Source organism: Xanthovirga aplysinae (genome assembly GCF_009711365.1).
Classification (GTDB): domain Bacteria; phylum Bacteroidota; class Bacteroidia; order Cytophagales; family Cyclobacteriaceae; genus Xanthovirga; species Xanthovirga aplysinae.
Genome location: NZ_SMMB01000467.1, coordinates 1 through 1,765, shown reverse-complemented (window position 1 = coordinate 1,765; position 1,765 = coordinate 1). Strand labels below are relative to the sequence as shown.

Below are 1,765 nucleotides of genomic sequence, written 5' to 3'. Positions count from 1 at the left end.
TACAGGGGCAACCTCTGGTATTGGGAAGTCCACTGCTGAACTATTGGCTCATGGCTCTTATAAATTGATTTTGTGTGGCCGTCGGGAAGATCGTCTTGAGGCGTTAAAAACGGAACTTTCTACTAAAACCGAGGTGCTAACCTTAAGTTTTGATGTAAGTGATAGAGATGCTGTTGAAAAAGCTATAGCAAGCCTGCCTAAGGCTTGGGAAACTGTAGACGTGCTTATTAATAATGCAGGAAATGCGCACGGTCTGGCTCCTTTCCATGAAGGTAATTTGGATGACTGGGATGCTATGATCGACATTAACGTTAAAGGCTTACTTTATGTTACCAAGGCAATAGTTCCAAAAATGGTGGAACGTAAATCGGGACATATTATTAACATTGGTTCTATTGCTGGAAAGGAAGCCTATCCTAATGGGAATGTTTATTGTGGATCTAAACATGCAGTGAATGCCATCAACAACGGTTTGCGGATGGACTTGAATCCATATGGGATAAAAGTTTCTCAGATTTGCCCAGGAATGGTGGAAACGGAGTTTTCTTTGGTTCGATTCAAAGGGGATGAAGAAATGGCCAAGAAAGTTTATGTAGATTTAGAGCCGCTTAAACCCCAAGATATTGCCGAAATGATAGAGTTTATTCTTAGCAGGCCGACCCATGTTAATATAAGTGATATGATTACCTTTCCCACTGCACAAGCAAGCTCAACCCTTGTCAATCGTAAAAAATAATTAATCTAGTGAAGTGTTAAGCGTGAGAAGTGAAGTGTTTGTATTTACAATCTACTTCTCACACTTTCCATTTCACTTTTATATAATTTGAAGAAATCCCATTAAGTACCAGGCTTCACCAAAATGAATGAAAAAAGGATTACAGAAATTCTTTTGGCCTATTAATTCAATTATTTTTTAAAGAAATCCTTTAAGAACTTCCCTGTTAATATCATGTCCACCTTCGAAAGTGATGCTTTGGCTTTTTATTCCTAGTTTTTCAATTAATTGATTTTGGGTAATTAGATCTTCCTCTTTGATCAAAGGGTCATTTTTTCCATAGATTAAGTAAGTATTTTTGCCCATTAACCTATTTTTACTCAATACTAAATCCAAATCCGGAGGTAAGACCCAGGCCCAAAGTAATAATTGGTCAAAATGGAAATCTCCCTGGGTAACCCATCTACTTACGGTTGCCACGCCCTGAGAAAAGCCAAGGATGTTGATTTTTACATTTTTCAACGGTAATCCTTGAAGCTCTTTTAAATAAACTGAATTTAAGTATTTGATATAATTTTTTATATCAGTCTCTCTTTCTTCTTTTGTCATCCAAGTGGCCACAACTCTCCCAGAAAACCCTTCTTTATAAAAGTTATTTAAGCCTCCAGGAGCAATCAAATAGTTGTGTCCATTATTAAGCACCTTAAACTTTTGGATGAAATACTTGGAAAGTTGCCCATAACCATGACAAAGAAACCAGATTTGACGAGTATTTTGGTTTAATTCTCCCATCGTATGATAATGGGCTTCATAGTTAAAGGATACGGTTTGTTTTTTTGTATTGCTCATAAAAAATGGTTTCCAATCAAGGTAAAAGTCTGGCTTTTATAAAAAACAATTGAGAGGTGAGGTATAGGAGACTTTCTTTTATATAGTATAGTACCAATCTATTAAGAGTTCTGTCAACGTTTAAAACTAAGCAAAACCACTCCACAGGAATAATTTTGAACGGGACGTGTCAAACTGATATAGTAAATTCCAGTTTCATCA

2 protein-coding genes are annotated in these 1,765 nt (G+C 36.4%); one reads left to right on the top strand and one right to left on the bottom strand.

The genetic code is table 11. The features are described 5' to 3' along the window. The coding region (locus tag E1171_RS01850; RefSeq protein ID WP_155203508.1) for an SDR family NAD(P)-dependent oxidoreductase at positions 1-736 on the top strand (736 nt) is incomplete at its 5' end. Positions 737-913: 177 nt separating this feature from the next. On the opposite strand, the gene E1171_RS01845 is transcribed toward E1171_RS01850, so the two are convergent. Continuing rightward, positions 914-1,564 carry an alpha/beta hydrolase gene (locus E1171_RS01845; protein WP_155203506.1) on the bottom strand — a complete coding sequence of 217 codons (651 nt, stop codon included), beginning with the start codon at positions 1,562-1,564 and terminating at the stop codon, positions 914-916. Between the last annotated feature and the right edge of the window lie 201 nt (positions 1,565-1,765).

Excerpts from the sequence above, each read along its gene's own strand:
- E1171_RS01845 (WP_155203506.1), bottom strand. The coding sequence starts at position 1,564 with ATGAGCAATACAAAAAAACAAACCGTATCCTTTAACTATGAAGCCCAT.